Source organism: Nitrospira defluvii, from assembly GCF_905220995.1.
Taxonomy (GTDB): domain Bacteria; phylum Nitrospirota; class Nitrospiria; order Nitrospirales; family Nitrospiraceae; genus Nitrospira_A; species Nitrospira_A defluvii_C.
Window position 1 is genome coordinate 426,348 of sequence record NZ_CAJNBJ010000002.1, and the last position, 20,491, is coordinate 446,838.

At 58.0% G+C, this 20,491-nt stretch carries 24 protein-coding genes; 16 read left to right on the forward strand and 8 right to left on the reverse strand.

Annotated features, from left to right (window positions below):
* Positions 1-172 precede the first annotated feature (172 nt).
* The 7 genes from KJA79_RS09305 (at position 173) to KJA79_RS09335 (ending at position 4,372) form a co-directional block, all read left to right on the forward strand.
* A complete protein-coding gene (locus KJA79_RS09305; RefSeq protein WP_213041762.1) occupies positions 173-610 on the forward strand; it encodes a macro domain-containing protein in 438 nt (145 codons plus the stop codon).
* A 75-nt stretch (positions 611-685) separates the two neighbouring features.
* A complete protein-coding gene (locus KJA79_RS09310) occupies positions 686-1,024 on the forward strand; it encodes a hypothetical protein (RefSeq protein WP_213041763.1) in 339 nt (112 codons plus the stop codon).
* Between the two features lie 113 nt (positions 1,025-1,137).
* Positions 1,138-1,422, forward strand: coding sequence for a hypothetical protein (locus tag KJA79_RS09315; protein ID WP_213041764.1), 285 nt, complete (start codon positions 1,138-1,140; stop codon positions 1,420-1,422).
* A gap of 32 nt (positions 1,423-1,454) precedes the next feature.
* A complete protein-coding gene (locus tag KJA79_RS09320) occupies positions 1,455-1,922 on the forward strand; it encodes a hypothetical protein (RefSeq protein WP_213041765.1) in 468 nt (155 codons plus the stop codon).
* Between the two features lie 112 nt (positions 1,923-2,034).
* Positions 2,035-2,406: a single-stranded DNA-binding protein gene (locus tag KJA79_RS09325; protein ID WP_213041766.1), complete on the forward strand. Its 372-nt coding sequence runs from the start codon at positions 2,035-2,037 to the stop codon at positions 2,404-2,406.
* A gap of 71 nt (positions 2,407-2,477) precedes the next feature.
* Positions 2,478-3,848 carry a hypothetical protein gene (locus KJA79_RS09330; RefSeq protein WP_213041767.1) on the forward strand — a complete coding sequence of 457 codons (1,371 nt, stop codon included), beginning with the start codon at positions 2,478-2,480 and terminating at the stop codon, positions 3,846-3,848.
* Between the two features lie 176 nt (positions 3,849-4,024).
* Positions 4,025-4,372 (forward strand): single-stranded DNA-binding protein, encoded by a 348-nt coding sequence (locus tag KJA79_RS09335; protein ID WP_213041768.1) that lies wholly within the window; start codon positions 4,025-4,027, stop codon positions 4,370-4,372.
* 129 nt (positions 4,373-4,501) lie between these two features.
* Here KJA79_RS09335 and KJA79_RS09340 read toward each other — a convergent pair whose 3' ends face one another.
* Positions 4,502-5,920 (reverse strand): hypothetical protein, encoded by a 1,419-nt coding sequence (locus KJA79_RS09340; protein ID WP_213041769.1) that lies wholly within the window; start codon positions 5,918-5,920, stop codon positions 4,502-4,504.
* A 40-nt stretch (positions 5,921-5,960) separates the two neighbouring features.
* Positions 5,961-6,344, reverse strand: a complete 384-nt coding sequence (locus KJA79_RS09345) for a hypothetical protein (protein ID WP_213041770.1) — start codon at positions 6,342-6,344, stop codon at positions 5,961-5,963.
* A 63-nt stretch (positions 6,345-6,407) separates the two neighbouring features.
* Here KJA79_RS09345 and KJA79_RS09350 point away from each other — a divergent pair, with 63 nt between their 5' ends.
* Complete coding sequence (locus KJA79_RS09350; RefSeq protein WP_213041771.1) at positions 6,408-6,743, forward strand: hypothetical protein; 336 nt, start codon at positions 6,408-6,410, stop codon at positions 6,741-6,743.
* Here KJA79_RS09350 and KJA79_RS09355 read toward each other — a convergent pair.
* Positions 6,699-6,938: a hypothetical protein gene (locus tag KJA79_RS09355; protein ID WP_213041772.1), complete on the reverse strand. Its 240-nt coding sequence runs from the start codon at positions 6,936-6,938 to the stop codon at positions 6,699-6,701. The two genes, KJA79_RS09350 and KJA79_RS09355, sit on opposite strands and share 45 nt — an antisense overlap.
* 864 nt (positions 6,939-7,802) lie before the next feature.
* On the opposite strand from KJA79_RS09355, the gene KJA79_RS09360 reads away from it, so the two are divergent.
* The 6 genes from KJA79_RS09360 (at position 7,803) to KJA79_RS09385 (ending at position 13,146) form a co-directional block, all read left to right on the forward strand.
* Positions 7,803-10,271, forward strand: coding sequence for a DEAD/DEAH box helicase (locus KJA79_RS09360; protein ID WP_213041773.1), 2,469 nt, complete (start codon positions 7,803-7,805; stop codon positions 10,269-10,271).
* A 163-nt stretch (positions 10,272-10,434) separates the two neighbouring features.
* Positions 10,435-10,812, forward strand: coding sequence for a hypothetical protein (locus KJA79_RS09365; RefSeq protein WP_213041774.1), 378 nt, complete (start codon positions 10,435-10,437; stop codon positions 10,810-10,812).
* 249 nt (positions 10,813-11,061) lie between these two features.
* On the forward strand, positions 11,062-11,826 hold the full coding sequence (locus KJA79_RS09370) for an RNase H family protein (protein ID WP_213041775.1): 765 nt from the start codon (positions 11,062-11,064) through the stop codon (positions 11,824-11,826).
* Positions 11,827-12,037: 211 nt separating this feature from the next.
* On the forward strand, positions 12,038-12,427 hold the full coding sequence (locus tag KJA79_RS09375; RefSeq protein ID WP_213041776.1) for a single-stranded DNA-binding protein: 390 nt from the start codon (positions 12,038-12,040) through the stop codon (positions 12,425-12,427).
* A gap of 134 nt (positions 12,428-12,561) precedes the next feature.
* The gene (locus KJA79_RS09380) at positions 12,562-12,741 is read left to right on the forward strand and encodes a hypothetical protein (RefSeq protein WP_213041777.1); all 180 of its coding nucleotides are present in this window, start codon (positions 12,562-12,564) and stop codon (positions 12,739-12,741) included.
* 63 nt (positions 12,742-12,804) lie between these two features.
* Positions 12,805-13,146, forward strand: coding sequence for a DUF488 family protein, N3 subclade (locus KJA79_RS09385; RefSeq protein ID WP_213041778.1), 342 nt, complete (start codon positions 12,805-12,807; stop codon positions 13,144-13,146).
* A 231-nt stretch (positions 13,147-13,377) separates the two neighbouring features.
* Here KJA79_RS09385 and KJA79_RS09390 read toward each other — a convergent pair whose 3' ends face one another.
* Genes KJA79_RS09390 through KJA79_RS09400 form a run of 3 tightly spaced genes read right to left on the reverse strand, consistent with a single transcriptional unit; the run spans position 13,378 to position 16,682 of the window.
* Positions 13,378-13,833 carry a hypothetical protein gene (locus KJA79_RS09390; RefSeq protein ID WP_213041779.1) on the reverse strand — a complete coding sequence of 152 codons (456 nt, stop codon included), beginning with the start codon at positions 13,831-13,833 and terminating at the stop codon, positions 13,378-13,380.
* Positions 13,834-13,858: 25 nt separating this feature from the next.
* Positions 13,859-16,063, reverse strand: a complete 2,205-nt coding sequence (locus KJA79_RS09395) for a site-specific integrase (RefSeq protein WP_213041780.1) — start codon at positions 16,061-16,063, stop codon at positions 13,859-13,861.
* Complete coding sequence (locus KJA79_RS09400) at positions 16,014-16,682, reverse strand: hypothetical protein (RefSeq protein ID WP_213041781.1); 669 nt, start codon at positions 16,680-16,682, stop codon at positions 16,014-16,016. The genes KJA79_RS09395 and KJA79_RS09400 overlap by 50 nt, the downstream gene beginning before the upstream one ends.
* 1,025 nt (positions 16,683-17,707) lie before the next feature.
* Between KJA79_RS09400 and KJA79_RS09405 the strand changes: the two genes are divergently transcribed.
* The gene (locus KJA79_RS09405; RefSeq protein WP_213041782.1) at positions 17,708-17,884 is read left to right on the forward strand and encodes a hypothetical protein; all 177 of its coding nucleotides are present in this window, start codon (positions 17,708-17,710) and stop codon (positions 17,882-17,884) included.
* 40 nt (positions 17,885-17,924) lie between these two features.
* Here the strand turns inward: KJA79_RS09405 and KJA79_RS09410 are convergent, their stop codons facing one another.
* Both KJA79_RS09410 and KJA79_RS09415 read right to left on the reverse strand, forming a co-directional pair.
* Positions 17,925-18,137, reverse strand: a complete 213-nt coding sequence (locus tag KJA79_RS09410; RefSeq protein ID WP_213041783.1) for a hypothetical protein — start codon at positions 18,135-18,137, stop codon at positions 17,925-17,927.
* A gap of 19 nt (positions 18,138-18,156) precedes the next feature.
* Entirely contained in the window at positions 18,157-18,369 is a 213-nt protein-coding gene (locus KJA79_RS09415; protein WP_213041784.1) for a hypothetical protein, read from the reverse strand.
* An 898-nt stretch (positions 18,370-19,267) separates the two neighbouring features.
* Here KJA79_RS09415 and KJA79_RS09420 point away from each other — a divergent pair.
* On the forward strand, positions 19,268-20,380 hold the full coding sequence (locus KJA79_RS09420) for a ParM/StbA family protein (RefSeq protein ID WP_213041785.1): 1,113 nt from the start codon (positions 19,268-19,270) through the stop codon (positions 20,378-20,380).
* The last annotated feature ends 111 nt before the right edge of the window (positions 20,381-20,491 follow it).

A 20,491-nucleotide genomic window follows, 5' to 3' on the forward strand; every position in this document is an offset into this window, starting at 1 on the left:
CACGGCCTGACCTTTCGGATTTCCACAAGTCCGCCGCTCGGCAAAATCATCCACAGAAGACTACGCGTAGACTTGGCCTTCCTCGAAGACTTCGAATGCCAATCCCAATGGCAACGGGCCCGCGGCGGGCAGGGATCCGATGAAATCGGTCTATTCGACGAGGTGAATCGCTATGCGTGAGATTACCGGTGACCTGTGGGATGTGCACGATCAGGGCTTTTGTATCGGCGTGCCTACGAACGGAAACTGTCGCCGGGATGGTCGTGCGGTCATGGGTGCGGGAGTGGCCTTGGCCGCCGCACAACTATTCCCGAATCTGCCCATTCTCCTCGGAGAGAAGCTCCGCGCCTCTGGAAACCATGTCTACTACTGGCCTGAGTTCCGAATCGTGACACTGCCGACCAAGGAAGCATGGATACGGCCCTCAAATCTCGGATTGATTGAACGCACTGCCCGAGAAGCCGTCCACCTCGCCGATCATAACCGACTCACCACGATCTACTGCCCCCGACTGGGCTGTGGACTCGGCGGCCTCGCGTGGAAAGACGTCGCCTCCGTCCTGGCCGGCTTGTGGGATGGCCGCTTCATCATTGTCCACCCGGCTGCATAACGCTATCCCCAGCATCGCCGAAAACTCACCACATTGCGATCCAACGGTCAGTAGTACCCAGAATGAGCACCGACAATGCTCGAGGGGGGCACCGTGCACGCCCCTTCAGATGAGGAGGACGAAGAGACGGCCATGAATCCGCTGAAAGTCATCGAGCAACGCTGTCCCGATCGCCCGCTATGGGACCCTATTCTTAAGGTCATGCCCGAGAAGAGCGTCGCACAATTCATGTTCATGGGAGAGGTGCTCTGCGAGAGTGGAACCCGCATCTTTCTGTACAAGCACATCTGGAGCCGGCGCTATATCAATCTGGATCAGCAAGGACGGGCCTACCAGTTCCACGCTTCTGAGCAGGGCTCCCACTACGTCCCCGTCGAGCTTTCGGGCGCCATCAGTCGCGCCTCATCCTTTTAGATCAGCCGCAAGCGAGCGCGATGCAGATGATGTGACTTCATTCCTCGCGTAGACCACCCGACAAGCCACAGTCTCCCTTGACGCGTGAACGCCGCACGCAGGATACTCCACCCGTGAGTCCCATCCTTCCGGATCAGACGGACCTCGAATCGCAGCTCGGAATCCTCCTCCGCTCCGGCCGCGCGGCGGGATTCTCGAGCGAACGCTTCGACCAGTGTCTCCGGCTGATCGCCCAGATTCCGTCCCCCGATTCCCAGAAGGCGTGGTTCGATCTGTTCTACGAACAATGGACGGAGTTTGCCCGGACGCCGGACTGCTTGCAGGGCCCGTTGAAAGAGTCCTTCGAGTCACGGCTGGCTCGGCTTCGTACCCAGATCGAGCAGCAGCGCCGAGATTAACCTTTCCTTCTTCCCCACCAGCAGGAGTCATCATGAACAGCGCCCGCCCTTGGATCGCCGTAGTCAGTGTCTTTGATTGGACCCGCATTCACGAGTTTTGCCGCGAGCACGATATCGCCAAGGGCAACAGCTCCTGGCACATGTTCGATGCGCCGACAGGCGGGGCGATCAACTGCTGGACGATCGATGAGTCGCACTGGCAACGGATGGGGGAACTGTGCGGAACCTTCTACCCGGAACGATCCGACGGCCAGCATCCGGGTATCATCATTGAGGACATCATGGCCGGCAAGGTCGCGCCGGAAGCTCTGCTCCAAGGCGGCTTCATGGCGGGGGCTGAGGCTGTGATTGTCCGATTCGCCCCCGCGAACCCAGATCCCAAGGTCGAAGCAGAAGTGCGCGCTGCCTGGTCGGTCGATCAAGCCCGTGCGTTCTTCAACAAGTTGCACCTGCGTGTGTTGCAGCGGCCCTTGCCCGCGCCTCAGCCACTCGAACAATAGATCCTCCTTTGTGAACGAGACAATTCTCGGATGGCCCGCAAGCGGGCAGTGCTCCAGCCTGCCTGACATGTGTGCGCGTCCATGATCTTTATCTTTGTTGAAGGAGGTTGCCATGGCTGAGCAGGACATCAAGATCTTGACCCTTTCCGGTCGTGTCACGCACAAGCCGGAGCTGTTCCAGCACCAGGATGGTGCGTCATTGGAGTTCTCCGTCGCGGTGCACTCGAACGGGTTTTATGCCAAGGCCGACGACCCGGAATACTGGGACATCAAGGTCCTCGGCGCGTCGGAGAAGCTAGCCAACACGCTGGAGAAAGGGCAGCACGTGAAACTGACCGGGAATCCCCAGATCCGGACCTATATAAAGGAGGGAGTCCGGCATAAGGCTGTCACCGTGATCGTCATCGATCCGCGATTGCTGATCCTCGGACCCAAAGCGAAGCAACCGAAACCGGCTGAACCTGTCGAGTCGGCTGCGGCTTGACGCGTCAAGCGTGACTGATCTGCCTGACCGTATTGTGTGACCGACCAACTGCGTTGGAGGAGGATCATCCTATGGAATGTGCAACGTGCCTTGCAGACTTGTACCCGCCAGAGCTCATTGCCGAGCCAGCCTTCGATTCGGAAGACACCCTTCCCCCTCTCTACGACCGCTATGTGTTGCTCCCGAGTGACAACGAAGAAGTCGTGGTCACCTTCCTCGTCGCATTGCATGCCGCCCATCTGGAGCAATGGGCACGCCGAGACCAGGAACGCCGGTTGTCGGGGGAGACCCGGTTCGCGGACGAGGATCCCAAACCGGAGTTCCCGCTGATCATCAAACGCTCACAGAGGGCCGGCGCGCCCCGATTCGCTGTGCTCCCCAACGGCCAGCGAGTGCTTCTCCTCGATGCTCATCGTGTCTACTTCCTCTGCGGCATCGCTGGCGTCCTCTCGCTCGAAGAGGCGAAAGCCCGGAACCACACGAGAACCGGCTACAGGCTGTGCCCGGGCTGTCAGGGGAAACATCTGCCTCCAATTGCGACGACCACCTCTGAGGCTGGAGCAGTCGCAGTTAGCCAATCCCCCTCAGAGACCTGCCCCAAGTGCCACGCGCCCAAAGCCTCCTCCTATATTCTAGACGGGCCCGACCACAGCCGGTGCCTGCTCTGCGGACGGTACGACTACTATGCCGCGCCCGACCAGCTCACAGACGAGGAAAGGGACCAGAACGAGGATGCGATTGCCAGCATGCTCTTCGCCCAGGGAGACTTGGAAGTCACAGTCCCCTCACTCGAAGACGACCTCAGCGAGGAGAGTGTCGAGGGCGATCCCGACCGCCATCTAATGGACGCCCAGGACGGCGAAGACTGCGTCAAAGGGCTCGACCTCCATGAAGAAGAGCTTGCCGACCTCCTCGCCAACACGTCGCAAGACCTCGCCGATCTCGGCGACCGCATGCACAAGCCTGCATTCGACCTTTTCCTGACCAGCCATCCCCTCCGGAAGAAGCTGATCGACCTAGCCCTCCGTGGCGTCGACCATACCGAGTCGCGTATGGCCTTGTGGGCAGCGGCCGGCCGGATCCTTGAGGTGTCTCCGCGCTCCCTCAGCGAGGAAGACTCCAAGGCCATCTCCGAGTGGCTCCTCACGTTATCCGATGAGGACTTGTCCCTACTTGCCGGCGATCCGGACGCGCACCATCCGATGCTGCGGCACCCGAGCCCTGCAGCCTTTCAACCGACAGATCCCCTGCTACTCCCGCTCATCAAGTATTTTAAAGAGCAGCTCCGACGTTTCCGCTCGAAGGAAGCCGGCTGCCGCCTTCTTTCGAAGGACCATGGATTGAGCGAAGAAGCGCTGCGTTCGGTCGCCGTGCAATGCGGCATGCTGCCTGGGACCACTCCCGCCCCCATACGTTCCTCTCCTCAGGTCTACGCCGCCTGAGGTCACCAAGCGGCACAGAAGTTCACTGCGACGCTTGTTTCTCGGACCCTGGATGCCATGCGCACGGTAGTCCGGTGCGTACAACCGGTGACCGGGTCAGCTAGGTGACCGGCGTGGCGCATTGAGCGTCATGTCTTGTTGTTCACTCACCACTCACATGTTGGAGGTATCTTCACATGCGTACGTTCGCCAAAGGGACTATCAACGGCCGTCTCACCACCGACCCCGTCATCCGCACGGTCGGCGACAAGTCGGTCTGCAACCTGCGCCTCGCGGTCGACGGGCTCCCGTCCAGGAAGACCGGCGAGAAGCGGCCCTCGAGTTATTTCTCAGTCGTCGTCTGGGGAAAGCTCGCCGAGAGCTGCCGCAACCTGGTCAAGGGCCAGGAAGTCTACGTGGAAGGCAACCTTCAAACCCGGACGCGAGAGACCGACGGTCAGGCGTCGGTGACGTATGTCGAGCTCAACGCCAGGACCGTCAACTTCGGCAACCTGCCGAGGTCGGCGATGCAACGGGCCGCGTAAGCGGACAAAAAAAGGGAGTGCGATCCCCCGATCCTCACGATCGAGCTGGACGCACTCCCTCACCTGTAGGGAGACCGGAAGGAACTCCGCACCGCCCTGAGGGCAGAATTCCTTCCGTCTCGTTGCCTGTCACCTGCCGCAAGCTCTCTGGAACACGGCCTGGGACACTCCGAACTTGGGAGCCAGGATCCGGATTCCTGCCTGCGGATAGATGAAGCGCGCGAGTTTGACGCGGCAGGAATACTTCCACCGCTCGATTTTCACCGAAATCGGCGGCAGGACCCGCTGCATTCCCTCGGTCGTGATCTCGGTCAAGAGGTCAGATTCCGGCAATAGCTTCCAGAGGACATCCTCCGGCGCGGCGACCAGCCAATGCGCGACCTCACGCTGCTCCCTCTCTTTCATCCTGACACAGGATTCGGCCGTGGCCGATGCAGCCGCCCACACCAGATCCGTTCGGCTCCCCGACAGGCGGCCGAGTATCGTGGCTTCAAGGAGCCCACAACGCAACGCCTTGACTGACAGGCTTTGCCAGAACCGGTTCTGGAGCGCGATGAGCATGTCATCGGCATCCTCCTGCTCGGATCCCTCCTGATCTGCTGATGCTGCTTCGTCGGAGGGTTCCTCGGTTAGTTCCTCATCGGATCTCTCCTCGGTCGAAAGGGATGCCGCATCCGTCTTCTCGGGGTCTTGATCCTCCTCCCGATCCGCATCCGGCACCTCGCTGCAGAGCAAATCCTCCGCCTCCACTGAGCCCAACGCCGCCACCTCCGCAAATTCCTGGGCGACGTCGCCAAGCATCAGGGCTGGCTCCTGGTCGTCATCACGCACCGCTGCCCGCGATAACGCCAGCTCGTTCTGAGCCTGGTCTTCCGCTGACAGCAGTGTCGTTGTTTCACTCCACCCGCACAGACAACTCTTCTCCAGGATTCCAGATTCGGAAGTCCCGGAGACCACCCGTTCCAGCACCACCGACGCCTTGCATCGCGGGCATGCCGGTTGCGTAGATACGGATGTGCGAGGTAAGGAGACCGGATTCTCGGGCTGTGGCCTCGGCAGGTGATATCCGAAGCACATCGGACACTGCCGAGGACCAGTGATCCACGTTCCGCCTCGTCGTTCCTCTTCCGACAACACCACCGGCGCTTGAAGGCCGCACAATGGCATCGCCCGTGAGGTATCCAACCGGCGTGCGCGACGTCCGTCACGCAGCGTGACATACACACTGCGGTATCGACGGCGGAGAACCGGGACTCTGGGTTTGGTCGGTTGATGTTCTTCATCATAGCGATTCTCCAATGGCGTGCGAGCTGTCTGCATCAGCCGGTTCGACCAGTCCACTTCCTCCATTTCTGCCAATCGCTGTTCGAGGTTGTAGAGATTGACAGGGTGGATTCTGTGGTTCCCAGTCCGGCACTCCTCAAGCAAGGCCTGCACATCCTCTTTCTCCAGACGTGCGACACGGGTCGCATGCGCTCGTGGAGCCAGAATGGCCTTGCGAAGAATGGTCCGAATCGCTGTGAGCTTCGATGTGGTTGTTGTGGTCATGATGGTGTCTCCTTCGATGGTGTGTGTCATGGTGAATTGGTCAACGTTGGCAAATCGGTTCCGCATAGAGGGCCTGCGAGGCGGTCACGACCGCTTCATGAGCTTCCTGCGACAACCTTGGCAGATCCCTTGGGCTGTACCGGGCAAACGTCATCAAGGCTTCGCGCTCGAAGCGCCCAAGCCTTGCCGCCTGTGCGACCACTCTCCGGGCGAAGTCGAACTCCCAGGTTTCCGGAAGCGTCGCCTGCCCCCGCGTTTGCTGTTCAATCTCGTCCACGAGCGTGCGGACCTTCACTAGCTTCCCATCGACTTCGCAGAGTACGTCCCCCGCTGCCGTGTGAACCCGATCCGGTTCGAACAGCGTCGCGAGGATGAATTCGCGATGGGACCTGAAGTAGTCGTTCCATTTGTGATGGCTCTCCATGATGGCCTCCTGATGAGTGACAAGGATTGACAATCCGCCTGCGCTGCAGTACATCGTGAATCGATGAGAGCCTACCGAGTCGAAATCCCGCTCAGCGGGCCTCTCCACGATGAAGCAGAGGTCCTGCTGCAGGAGTCACAGAGCCGTGACACCGGCAGCGATGACCTCAAGCAACGCCTGCGCGACTGGTTCGATCGAGTGCTGCGCTATTGGAACTTCCAGCCGAAGCCGGTCCTGTGTCCGAGATGTCAGACTCGACTCGACACGCTGTATCCGAAAGGTTCGCGAGAAGATTGTGATCTGTGGGAACTTGAGATGAACGGGAAGGGACCGACGATCATCTACACCTGTTTCTCATGTCGAGAGCGGGTGCCGATGCCGATTGGCGTCCTGACCTGAGACGACCTGCCACAGTTTTCCCAACAGGCCATCTCGCAGAATCTCTTCTTCATCGAGCGTACTGAGATACAACCGCACTTTCTCCGGTTCGCTCTGCGCACGTTCCATCAAGTGCCGATAGGTTCGTCGCGCATGCCGGATGTCCCCGAGAAGCATCTCCCACGCCTGTTTTTCCTTCTTGCTCATGCCTGCCATAGGGCGTACCTCCACAATAAAGATGTGCTGAGCTCAGCACGGGGCCGGAGCCCAGGTTGAGTCATGCGATGTCTGGAATGAATGTGAGGTGATTGGACCTGATGCAGAAGAGAACAGATGGAAGGATGGTTTTGAGGAGCTGGAAGGTTGTGAGTGGCGCTGTCCTGCCGATGATCTGACTATGGCACTGTCATGATGTCCTCCTTTCCTGTGTGCTGAAGCCGCTGCCTGTGCGATACGATCAAGGAAAACCGCATCCATGTGGAGACAGACGACGGTCGTCTGACTCAGATGAGCCGACGGTCAGATGAATGTTGGTGATGGAGTCGAACTGTGTGAAGAGTGAAACTGTGCCTGCGCAGGGCGCGCAATCGCTGCTGAAGGGACCGTGCGCTGTCCACGATGATCAGTCGTGAAACGACGGCGTCACGATGATGAGAAGAATTGAGAAAGGTTCTGCCGCGTGAAGTTCACCGGCAGAGAGATGATTCGGCGAGTGCCTACTAAAAGAAGTAAAGTGGCTTTATCCTACGGCTCTGCGCGCCGAGTTGCAAGAGTTTGCCGCCTGCATCACGAAATCTTTTTCGGTCGGGCATCATGCATAACTGAGACCAACCTCCGCCTGACCTGGCCTCAACGGCATCACTCCGATCACACAACACGCGCCCGGTGCGAACGCGCTGCGCACGGACCTCGGCAGGTTTCAGATCGTTCGTGTACCGACATAGAGATTTCACGCGACAACACCACGCGGCTCCACGTTGTATTTTGTCTTTGCCCGTCCTCCCTCCGGCGCTCGTCCCGAGCGCAGGTTCAATCACCCGATGCTCTGTGCGCTTATCTTCGGCACTCAAGGGAGATGTCATGCAGACTCCGGCAGGATGGACCGCTCCCAAAATGGACCATGCGGACCATCACTCCACCCTCGTCCCTATGATTGAATCCTTTCGCCAGGCCATCGCAGATGAGCTGCGGGCTCGGCAACCTCTGAGCGATACGGACAGCTTCACCTTCCCAATCCGCAACGGCCGCCTCCAACACCGTGCTGGGCGAACCTCCTATTTCCTCTTCGACTGCCAGCCGATTCCTGACCACATTCTGGAGGACGCCCATCCTTCTCTCCTAGCGAACGACCAGCGTCATCCTTGCCGAGTCGTTGGATTCTCGATCGATGGCCTCGCACTGGCGCTGGATACAGAACTGCAGGCGGAAATCCCCCAAGCGCATCTCACCTTTGACTCCATCAAGCTCTTGCAGGCCCTCGACAAACGACTGGTCCAGATCCTGCGGCAGCAGGCCGACTTCAACACCGCACTCAGCCTCAAGGCCTTCCAGCCCGATGCCGTCCCCAGACTCGTGGATTCCGCGGGAATTTCCGCACCCCCCTGCCTGAATACAGAACAAGCCGCAGCCTTCGCACGCGCGCTGCAGGACGACCTCCTGTTCGTCCTCGGTCCTCCGGGAACCGGGAAAAGCGAGTTGATCAGTGCCCTTGCTCAGGCTTTCCTGCATCTTGGGCAGCGGATCTTGATCTGCTCTCCGACGAACACCGCCATCGATCACATCCTCGACCTTGTGCTCGATAAGGTGCTGGATTGTCCCCGCGGAACGATCGTTCGCGTAGGAACTGCAAGCCCTGATAGCTCCGAGCGAAGCCAAACGACCAATCTTGAGGCCCTGGTACTGGACCAGATGACCGCTATCGAAGCAACCGTTGAGCCTCTACGGAAGCAACTCAGCGCCCTGGAAGCCGACCTGCCCGGGCTTGAAAGCCTGCTCCAGCATACTCTGCAGATCAGCATCTGCCAGCGCACCGTCGCCGAGCTGCAGCAACGGCATGATCTGCTCGTCGGCTATGAGGAGCGGCTCCTCAGCGCGATCGCAAGGGTTCGAAGCGAGTTGGAAGAGGCCCACCACCGCCTGGCGTCCCTGCGGGCCCTGCCCTTTGTGTTCCGGCTACTGAAGCGACGGCAGATCGCGCAGACGGAACAATTCATTCTGGAAGAAACTCCCGAGCAAGCCAGGCGCTATGCGGCCCTCCGGATGCTCGAACAGGATCTCCGCCAATCACGGCGACTCATCCAGGACGCTCAGGCACGGGAGCGAGCAGCCAGAGAGCACCTCCCCTTTTCAGCGGACAACTTCACCCTTGATGAACTCGAACTGCTGGTCCGCGTCACGCAGCACACAATCCGCGAGCTCCGGCAAACCGTCACTGATGGAGAGCGGCGCATTGCGGAGATCGAACGCACGATCATCAACCGAAGCCGGATCATTGCGACCACCTTGACCCGGACCTATGCCTCCAAATTGCTTAGTCCCGAGCGGTTCGACGTCGTGATCCTGGATGAGGCGAGTATGGGCTTGCCGCCCGCCGTCTTTGCCGCCTCGTGTCTCGCAACCAAGAAGCTGATCATCGTCGGCGACTATCTCCAATTGCCCCCAATCACAGTAGCCAAGACCGAGCACACCAAAGCGTGGCTCGCGAGGGATATTTATCAGATCGCGCAGATCACGTCCGGACGGGATCAGCGGGTCGTGTCGCTCGCCACCCAGTACCGGATGCATCCAGATATCGCACGGGTTGCCGCGCGCCTGTATGCCCGCGCCGGCCTCGCATATCACTCGGCCGCCCACATGGGGGCAGCCCGTCGGCCCTTGACGGCCTATGCGCCCGCTCCTGGTCAGCCCTTGATCGTCTTGGACACGGCCGGCGCCGATCCCGTGACCAAACGGGACCGCAGAGGGTCGCCCTATAACCTGTACCACGCCATGCTCGCTGTGCGGCTTGCCATGCAAACCGTCTCGACCCCGGGTGAGGCGCCATCCGTCAGCATCATCGCGCCCTATCGCGCCCAGGTCCATCTGATCGAACGATTGCTCCGCCTTCAAGGGCTGGCAGATTTGGTTCAGGCCGGAACGGTCCACCGCTTCCAAGGACGCCAGAGCGATGTCGTCATCTTCGACACGGTCACGACGGCCAACATCGCACGGACCATGCTCGGGTGGGTGCACGAGGACGCAGCGCCGCACAAGCTCATCAACGTCGCGATCACGCGCGCGAAAGGAAAGCTCATCCTCATCGGCCACGCCGGGGCGCTCGAAGAACTCCAACGGAGTCCCGAACCGCTGCTCTGGGACTTTCTTCAACTGGCCCGGGAATACGGCGTCATCGTGCCCGCGACATCGCTGCTCGCAGCGGTCCCGGATATCCACTTGGATTCCACCGCACAAACAGATCAATTGCTTTCGGAGGTGCTGGCGCGCTCACGCACTCACAGGCAACCCCTGCACCTGATCGAGGCATCTCCTGCGGCAGTGTCGGTTTCCTAACTCGCACCGCACGGTCGCAGAGATGTTCTGCCATGATTGCTCCCTAGTACGCTACGGCTGTAAGGAGAGTTCTTCCCGTCTCCACCTGAGAGAACAGGTTCTCGATCGAGTTGATTTCTGACCGGAGACATCCTAGACTGCGACACTGCGGAAAGGAGACACTGTGGACACCGACTCCCTAGCTCAAATTCGCCAAATCGTCACGGAGGCGTCACAAGGCCTGCGCGAGGAAATGGGAGGGCTCCGTACTGAACTCCGGCAAGAAATGGCCGCTATGACCGCGACCCTGCGCGAGGACATCGCGGACGCCAAGCGCCACTCCGGCATCCTTGTCGAAGATCTTCACCACAAGCTCGACTTGGTCATTGAAGGACAGCAGTTTCAACGCCAACAGCTTGTCGACATCCGCTCAGAAATCCACCTAGAGTCGCGCGATACACGGGCCATGCTCCAGCTGTCCTATCATCAGCTTCAGGAGCGGGTTGAAAGCCTTGAACGTCGGCTCCAGACCGTCGAGCAGCACCTCGGACTTTCAACCTGATCGGTTCTGAAAGTTCGACTTTCTCACGGACCAGACAGTGGTTGCCCCTTTCCCTCTTCACGCAGAACCCCGCGCCTTCAGATAACAGCTCCCGACAGTTATCATCCGGCTTGCCCGATATTTACAATTCCCTACCCGGAGATCGTACCGTTTTCCCGCGCGCGTCAGAAAACTATGAACCAGCTGGCCCGCTGCGCGGGCATTGTCTCCGGCCCAGCGGCTCTGGTAGACAAACAGCGAGGAGGGCACATGACGCTTCAGGAATTGGCAGATGCCATGACCAGCGGACTGCAAGAGCAAGGGATCATCGCCACGCCAGGCCCGTCGATGAACAACCACTACGCTGCGAAACTGCTTATCCAGATGCAGAACGGCCCCAATCTCGGTGCTATCAAGCTTTATGTCGGCAAACGTGGCCCCACTTTGGTCCCTGATGAATTGCACTCCTGTCCACCGGCCATTCTAGCGACCATTACTCAGGTATGGCAGCGCATTTCCGGTGGGAGCTCTGCTGCTCCGAGGGGTCACGACACGCTGACCATCGACCCATCGGTTATCCAGGTCTGGGTGGACGGAGCCTGTCTCCAGGCACCGCTCGGGTACCGGTTCGGGTGGTCGTTCGTCGTCCAGCAAGGTGATCGAGAATTGCACCGGGACTCCGGCAGCCTTCTGCAAAGCGGCGCATTCGAACACCGCAATGTCGGAGCCGAACTCGAGGCCGCCACTCGCGCGCTGACCTGGTGTGTTCTCAACGGGTACAAGCAAGTCACGGTGTACCACGATTACAAGGGCATTGCCGCCTGGCCAACCGGCGCTTGGCGGGCCAATACCCCGTCGACCCGCGAGTACGCCCGGTTCATCAAAGCGTTGCCGATCGAGATCGCGTGGCAGAAGGTTCCGGCGCATCGTGGCATTGCGATGAACGAACTCGTCGATCAACTCGCCAACCGCGCGGCAGCCGAGAGTCCCGCTCTTCCGATTCCCGCAAGCTCGACTCCTGATCCCGTTATGTGAAACGCGCCCTTCCTCGCACGTCTTTTTTTCCACCGTCCGAGCGGTCATGAGGCCCGCTGCGCGGGCAGCATGTCCGAAGTGTTGACCGGGGCCCGAGCCCACCTCACGAATCAGACCACACTTCGGTGAACGGCCCAGGCCCCGGCCTGTCGTTCTCTATTGCTCTGCACTCCTGCAGGGCCTTTGTTCACCCATGAAAAGGAGTGTTGCGATGAGCACTGCTACCGCTGATTCGGGGACGGACCGGAAACTATTCAAAGATACGAACAAGCTTGAGATGACCGGACGGCTTGCGAGGAACCCGGAGATCCGCTACCGAGCCAATAGCCAGGCTGTGACTACGTTCGATCTCTGCAGCACCGAGGAGTATCCAGTGCAAGGGGATGTGCGAAAGCGGGAATGCTGGGTCACAGTCGTCATGTATGGCCCCGATGGCGAGAAGTTCGCCGGTGAAGGCCAAAAAGGCGATTGGATCGGCATCGCCGGCAAGCTCCAACAGCGTCGCTGGGAAACCGAGGATGGCCATAAGCGCGCGAAGCATGAGATTGTCGCGTTCTCCGCTGAGGTCAAGCGCAAGGCTCGCACGAGCACCCCGAGCTGATCCAGCTCAAAGCGGGCGGCTTCAGACCATGGAGCCGCCTGTTGTGTTTCGAGAGCGCGTCTGTCGCTCTCCACCCTGGGCCATGGGGACTAACATGGCCACCCACTTGGCACCCAATCCTTCAGAGGCGCGCCATGGACATCTTCGATTCTGCATTTGTCGGAATCCTGCAATTCATGGTTGCTTCCGTCACCCTGGGTACCGTCCTTGGCTCGATCGCGATCTACGTCTTCCAGACCCAGGAGAGACGGGTGGCTCGTCGTACGCTCTTCATCCACATTCCGCCGCACTATCCACTCGGCCGCTGCCGGTAACAGCCAGCTCAGACTCGCTGCGCTCGTAGGTCACACCTCCCGGGTAATACATGGAGGTGCGCCATGACTGTACTGACCCGCGGACAAATCAAGCCGGGCGTGATCGGCATCGATACGACCGTGAAGTCTGCCATCGGACTGTGGCGATCCTTCGCCCCGACGTGGTCTATGGTGATGGGCTGGAAGCGCGGAGAACTCACCTGGGAGCAGTACGTCTCGCAGTACGGTACGATCCTCGCTCGTGTTCCGGATGTTGTCTGGAACACCCTGGCCGCGCAACCCGAAGCCCGATTGCTTTGTTATTGTCGTGACGGTCTACCCTGCCACACGCACCTCATTATCTTTTCCGGGATTTGTTCTCGTATTCGAATCGCTATGAGGGATGAATGGTTGCATATATGCTAGTAGCGCATAAAGCCTCTTTCAGGCTCTACGATCCCGTTCAAGACCTAAAGGTCGAACGCCAATCTTCACTTGAAACGGATTGCCTGCATTCTTCAAGAGCGACGAGATGGGGAACCATGGTGAAGCCCGCTCTAACAGGAGCTTGGCCGCCTCTGACCAATTGACTTCATTACCCGTTCACTGTTCGTCAGAAGGAGCTGGCGTCAAATAGACCTCAGATGGCTGTTCCCCTTAGCCGGTCGTTGGAACGGATTTATCATGATGACCCAGCATCGCATTGTAGAGCGTATCATTAGCCTGCAGCCACGTTTCTTCGAGTGCGACATAGCTTTCTTCCATTTTGAGTAACCGTAACGCTAAATCCCGTTTCGGCATTTGCAGATATCGCTCGTACACTAAGCGAAGATCGCGGCCAGCTTTTACTCTCGGCTGTGGCATCTCCTCGAGGCACTCCACCGAAAAGCGTCGTTTGCCACGCGGTGCCCGCCAAGTGCGATGCGCCTCATACAGCTCGCGGGCTTCATCATTGCCCAAGATCGCACTGGCTGAGATCCCCAAATGTTTTCGGTCCAATTCCTTGGACGTCATGACAATTGCCATCAGCGAGACTTTTCGTTTGGCCTTTAGCAGTGCATGAACGGACTGGCGCACGAGCAGGACCGTACGCTGGCGTTTCGGTTCATACACCCGCTGCACTAACCAGGGACGTCGGTTATCGCTTTGTAGGCTGCTCGTCGATTTGGATGAGCGGGACACGAGATTCGTCCTTTCGATATTCTTCAATCAACGTCATTTCCTGCAACTCCCGTTCGCACTCGCGCACCAGTTGCTGCATCCGCTGGCTTTCTGCGAGCAGCCCTTCTGTCTTGGTAAAGGCGATCTGCCGGAGCGCCCATTGACGTTTGTGTTGGACCTGATGCCGCCTTGAAGGATCGGGTACTTTCCCCGGGCATCCGACGCATGCAAACTTCGCCGTGCAGAATCCGTGGCTCACACAGATTCCTCCGATGACATCGGTGAGGGTTCCTACCTTGTCATGTGCCTCCTCATACAGAGCTTTGAGGTCTTCTGGAAGACGCACGACGGCCTTTCCCACATTTAAATGAGATGCGAGTTTGGCGAGGTATTGGTCACTGGCGTCCACAAGGAAGGTTTCAGTTGGCTTGCTGTAGTAGTCGGTCACGGCGAGGTTCTTTTGCTTGAGCATTTCCCGCACGATATCGATCGGCAGTTTTTCAACCTGCACGGCATGTGTGGCAAAGGCATGGCGAAACAGGTGGGGGCGGAGCACCACGCGAGTGCCGTCGACCGTTGACAACGGAATCCCATGGAGAAGAAAGCGCACACAACTGGTGAGGGTTTTATAATCCAAATGTTTGGACGAATACTGGAAGATATAGGGTGCTTTTCCAAACCGATGTGCCCGGGCCAGATGCTTGTTATAAGGCACCCGCGGTAACGGCTGCCCGGCCTTGAGCCCATAATGCTCAGTAAGCATCTTGGCCACTTTGACCAGCAAGCGCCGCGTTTCCTCGCCAATGAAATAATTCTGCGGAGTATTCGTTCGTTCTCCTTTTGGAACCAACTGTAAGACGTACCGCATGCGGGGCGATTGATCTTTCGCTCCGGGTGGCGCTGGGAAAATCAGTCGTGCGAGGCAGTCGCTACTCAGGCGCACTTGGCAGCTTTCATTAATGCGCATGCCCGTTGTGGTCCACAGATCCAGCGCGAGGAGACCGAACAAGCTGGCGACATACAGGGACTCTAACGGGATCAATATCTTGCCCGTCTTCTCCATCAACCACACTAAGTGATGCCCTCCCCCCTGTTGGATCGTTGGGGTCAAGACGCCAGCCACATACGTGCCGAATGGCTCTGGACTATACAGCTTTGGGTCGCGTGAATATCCCCACGCGGCGAACCACCGACGTCGCAGCTCTTTTTCCTCTTCCTTGATCTGTCGTTGTGATCCCAGGACCTTCTGCTTGATGAGATCAACAAACCACAGTCCTTCCGGCGTGGCGGCTCCAGTCCGCTCAGCCTGAACAAATTCTAGGATGAGGTAGTTATTACCCCGTGCAAACTCCCACCTTTGTTTGTGCGCACGCCGCCGCACCTCGACGCGAAATGTGTCAGGGTACGTGAGGCGAATGCTTCTCTTATCCCAGACCCGAAAGCGCAAGGTTTCGTCGCCTTCCTGATAGTGAAACGCGATCGGGAAGACCGGCTCTCCTGTGGCATCATGAGGGGCTCGTTCCACCGCTTCCTTCATAGCCTGGCGAATGCGAGTGATCAGATTCAGGCGAAAGTGCGCCTCAGCCCGGATCTGCGCATACTGCCGAACGATGGCATCGGTCTCGGCCTTTCTTCTTTTTCGCGCCAGCTGACGCATTTGCTCAAAGTCTCGCAGACCGCGGACCTCCTCAAACGGAATCAGAGGGAAAATGAATGGCCGGTATTTCTCCTGTTGCTGAGCGGACAATGTCTGTAGCCATTGGTTCCCGTATCTGGCCAGGGATTTATAGGACAGCCAAAAGCCATACCGGCTCTGATCCGTATCGTCCGGCACAAGCTCACCTTTTAAATACGCAATCATCGTTTCCTTAGGCTTCCAGTCGTCCATCGATCTGAGGCTCAACACCTCGAAGAACGTTCTTAACCGGGCGTGGCAGGAAGCCATGCGTCCTTCAATGGTATGCAAATCCATACGGTTGGCAGAGAGAATGGCAGCTCCTAGAATCAGATGATTGGACCAGGGATATCCAAGACGTCGCTCCAGGCGACGCACGATGCGATCATGGATGCTCGGCCATTTGTGCCCATTCTCTGGATCGGCACCTGTCCGTGGCGCTCGATACACCAGAGGATCAATACGGCCCTTGAACCGATTCCATGGCCGGGTCACGTTCGCCTGCAAGGTTACCTCCTAACTCTTGTAAGAACGTCCAGTCAGCGTCTTCTGTTCCTGGTCTGTGGGTGATGGCTCTTGTTGGGAGGCGGGAGCCTTGATCAACGATAGCTTCTCGGAGGACGTTGTCCAAGTGTTGGTGCAGTTGATTTTGAATTTCGGCGTGACGACTTGCGTTAAAATAGTGCTCGTAAGACTGCAGGGTCACCCATCCGCTTTTCCAGCTCATATACTCGATCAATTCACGCAATTTGCGATTCAGATCCGCCTCGCTTTGCGAGGTTTCATAGATCTGTCGAATGGCCAAGGTGACATACCAGTGACGAGCTTGATGCATGTTCGCTCGCAGGCCGGCCACTTCACACGCCGGATTCCAGTAGTAGCGACGGTAGTGGTCCGCAGATAAGACGGTCCCGTGTTCGGTCATGAACAGTGGGATCGTATGAAGATCGACAATCCCTGAACGAGCCAGCTTCTGATAATCGGCCAGCGAGGCATGGCGGGAATCGATGTCTCGCCGTTCAGTGTTCACATACCGGCGCAGAAGGTTGGCGGCTTCGCGAGAAAAGCGGATAAATTTTGTTCTCACTTCATGGCTGCCTTTGTTGAACGCCGTCGCCTCTTGCAAGAATCCTCGAGCCCCCCAGTCTCCAAATGTGAGGCCGAGGACCTCCGACACTCTCGCTCCTGAGCTAAAGAGAATCTGCGCAATGCATTCCTCGCGGATTCGCCAACGCGGGAGCCTCCGTCCTCCAGCTAGCACCATTGCTGGAAATGCAGGATCATCAATGGGCTGGGGCCTCCATTCAGTTCCTTCCAAACGGAAATAATTTTCCGAGAGCCGTGTCTTCGGCATTGGGTGAGAGACGCCGCTAATCTCAGGCATCGTGGGATATGGCGGCTCTTTTTTCAGGCCTTCTATCTGGTTGACGGTCCTAACAGCCCGATGCTCTAACGGGTTGTCGAAGGCATAGCGCTTCGTTCTGCGCATGATCGAATAGAATGTCTTGAGCGAGGCGAGAAATACGCGGAGCGTCGTCCGTGTCTCTTTCGTCAAATACACGAGCTCAAAGCCGAGGTGATGAGGGCGAGCTTGCGCGGCCAAACGCTGAGTTAGATACTCCCGAACATAGTCTCGGATAATCATTGGTTCACTTGTCCAGGAGAACTGATGGGTGTCCAGCCAAGAGAAAAATGGCATCAAGGCATAGATATACGCGCGACAGGTCCCACGCGACAGCCGTGATGAGGCTTCCTCGCAGTAGTGGGTGAGCGGAAGATGAAGACGATTAGAGCCATCGAACACCAAGACCCGACGGCCACCATGTGAGGAACCAGGTCGAGAAAACAGCCGGTAGGTGCGGATAATGATCCCTTCGACAACCACGCCTAAGGTGCTGACGACCCGACATACAGTAGTAGTCAATAAAGGTCAACCGAATTGCTGGGCTATTTGTCGTATTTTTAAAAGTGACTGTTTACTTAAACGAGTATGCGGTGGCAGCCTGGCCCGACCGCTTTCGCGACGGACGCATGTGACGCCGTTCCTTCGACCGCCCCTCGATGCTGATGCGCTTGCGACCGAAAAGAAGGCCGCCGCGGACGGCGGCAGGAGGTGACGACGCTGACGATCGTCCAACCAAGGAGGCGCCGATGCGGTTCGAGATTCAGATCTCAGAGGGGATTCTGGACAAGCTGAAGGGGAAGGCTCATCAGGAGGTCGACTCGTTCGCCCGCCGACATTTCCGGATCAAGGAAATGCAGGCACGAGAAGAAGAGCAAGCCCGGACCCACACTTTCAACACCATCCGTGCGGCACTGAGTCGCTAGTGCTTCTCAGGCGAGTGGACATGCCTACCGTACCACGCTTCTAAGACAACCGGCTTCCCTTGGGCTGCCGCAGATCGAGCGGGAGCACGCCGCTCTGTCCCAATGTCGCGGCTTCGCGCCCACGATGCGGGCACTCGCCGCTCCGTACCAGGGCTGCATTGCGCACCTGGCACCTGAGGGAAAGGCCGGCGCTTCGCGCCGGCAGGTTACAGAACTCCGCGGTGCTCCCTTCTAATTGCGAGATCTTGCTCACCGAACCCAGGTGTCCTCCCTTATGAAGCCCCCTCCTCGCGCCCAGTCTCCGCCTCGTAACCAAGATTCACGACTTGTTCTTTCCCATCAATGATACGGACTTCGATTCTCCCCCGATGCCTTCTCATCCGATACCTGGCCTTGACCTTCCGCGCCAGGTTGATGAGGAACGGTTTCATTCGCGGATCAATCTTATGGTACGCGATGAGATAGTCTGCAATACGGGTGGGCATCGTACGGTAATTCTTTCGCAGCCACATTTCTATTTGCTTTTCCGTTTTCATCCAGCGTTGGCTTGTCATCCCGTAACTACAGGCACGCTGATACATGAACGGCACTGCCTCGGGGCACTCCGCCTCTGCCCGGACAAACAAAGTATCGACCTCCTCGCAGTACATCCGAATCCTGATTCGTCTGCCTGTGTCGCTTGAGCTTTCAGAGGCAGGTTGGACCGGGTTCGACACCTGAGTCCCATCAATAGGCCCTACCATCAACGCCTCGTCAGAAACAGCAGATATCTTCACTTCACCGGACCCGTTCCCCACCCCGCTTTACCTTCCCTCCGTCGCGTCGTGAGTTCAGGACAGTATATTCATATCTGTTATGTGCGAACGTCTTGAGCACAATCCCTCAGCAACCTCATCCAGGAAGCGCGAACAGCTCGGAACCCCGTACTGCCTCATGATAAGCAGGTTCACTCTGAAGGGAACCATCGTAGTATCCCTCAGTCTCATGGCAATTCGGATGTAGAGGTATTACTGCTTCGAGACCCACCCTCCAAACCCCTTGATCTCGTGGAGCATAGAAATACTCCAGGCAGTCGCACTCAACAGGCTGATCCGGGCATTGAGGCAACCTCAACAGAGAGGGCCCGCCTTATACGCCTATATATAAGGATAGAGCGACCCTCCTTAGACCTTCAGCGTTACATCGTCTTCATTCTCTAACATATTGCTACCATTCCTATTTCAGACTTTCGGCTTTGTTCGCGATTCCCTATTTCCTCTTTGGCCTGGTGACTTTGATGGTTTCCTGGAATCCTGGGAGCTCTCCGGCTTCTGGTCAGTAATACGACAGGCGAGAGGCCAGATTATCCGTTACCGCGAACCAGTCGAACTAAAGGAGCGCTACATGGCAACTCGCACAAGGGCGGCCGCCAAGGCAGGAATGACGTCAGGCGTTAGACATTCACCGAACCGATTGAACGGAGACGTGCCGTTCATCGGTCTCGACGTGGGCTACGGGTACACGAAGATTGTCTTTGAAGATGGGCGACGCTTCATCTATCCCTCGCTGGTGGCACCGGTTGCCGTCACCTCGATCGACTTGGGTCTCTCGCTCTCAAAGAGCGCCGTTCAGGTCGAGGGAGCCGATTATGTCGTTGGCGAGGAAGCAGTCCAAGCGGGCTGGAGGTTCCGCGAACAATATGACGGGTGGTGGACCTCTCCCACGTTTAAGGCGCTCGTGGCATTTGCAGCACGCCATGTGCCCGAAGGCGCCCACGTGTTCACGGGCCTCCCGCTCCATGTGTATGCGTCTGCAGTGGCCCAGACTCAGGTGGCAGAAGTAGTCCGGAAGGGACTTCGCACGAACCAGGTCACGGTCTTCCCTCAGGGCGTGGGGGCGTTTTTCGCCGCGATCGCTGCGCATCCCGGTTCTGAGGAAGGCCGGAACGCCTTCGTCGATATCGGCATGCGCACAACCGAGTTTGTCGGCATGTCCAATCGCCAGTTCCTGAGCGACCTCTCATGCGGCAAGGTCCTGGGCGTCACAGAGCTCTTCACACGCGTTGCCGACAGCTTGACTCACCAACATGAAAGAACAATCGATCCCTACGAAATTGATCTCGCGATTCAAGGTTTTCGCCCGATAAAGGTCAAAGGGGACAATCTCGCCCAAAAGCTCATCGATGAGACTATCCAACCCCTTCTCAAACCATTTGCCGAACGCATCCTCGGCGAAATGACCAGACTCTGGGGACCAGGCGCTCCGTCCTTTGACCGCGTCATTTTCTGCGGCGGAGGCGCATTGATCCTCAAGCCTTATCTTTCCGGATTCCGAGAGAAAGTGGAATTTCTCAGAGACTCGCAATACGCGAACGCCTGCGGGTATCTGCACTTCGGCCGGTGGGTCTATCAACGACCGGTCACGAACAATGCAGTCCATCATCCAGAGTCCGAGCGGGATCGCCAAGAGGAAGCAATTCAAGATGAAGATATGCTTCGTGTGGGAGGGACCATATGAGAAATGAGCCGGGGAAGGGGCATCGCATCTACCGGCTCTATTTCAACGAAGAAGATCCGTCCGACGTTGCGCTCCGGCGGTGGATATGGTCCCTGCCCACGCGAAAACGGG